Origin of the sequence: Burkholderia sp. BCC1977, from assembly GCF_905339595.1 — a bacterium.
Taxonomy (GTDB): Bacteria; Pseudomonadota; Gammaproteobacteria; order Burkholderiales; family Burkholderiaceae; genus Burkholderia.
In genome coordinates, this window is record NZ_CAJPGQ010000208.1 from 1 (window position 1) to 258 (window position 258).

Annotated in this window: 1 protein-coding gene; it reads right to left on the reverse strand. The window is 62.0% G+C overall.

Going from position 1 to position 258, the window contains the following annotated elements; genetic code table 11:
- The coding region (locus U5771_RS35495) for a hypothetical protein (RefSeq protein WP_322028226.1) at positions 1 to 258 on the reverse strand (258 nt) is incomplete at both ends.

Here is a 258-nt window from a genome sequence, read left to right on the forward strand (position 1 = left end):
GTTACGTCGCTGTCGTCGTCCACGTCGACGGGTCTCTCGTCGGCCAATAGCTCGATCTCGTCCCTGTCCACGTCGACTTCGACGGGTATTAGCTCGCTGTCCACTGGCCTCAGCTCGACCAATAGCTCGGTTACGTCGCTGTCGTCGTCCACGTCGACGGGTCTCTCGTCGGCTAACAGCTCGATCTCGTCCCTGTCCACGTCGACTTCGACGGGCATCAGCTCGCTGTCGACCGGCCTGAGCTCGACCAACAGCTCG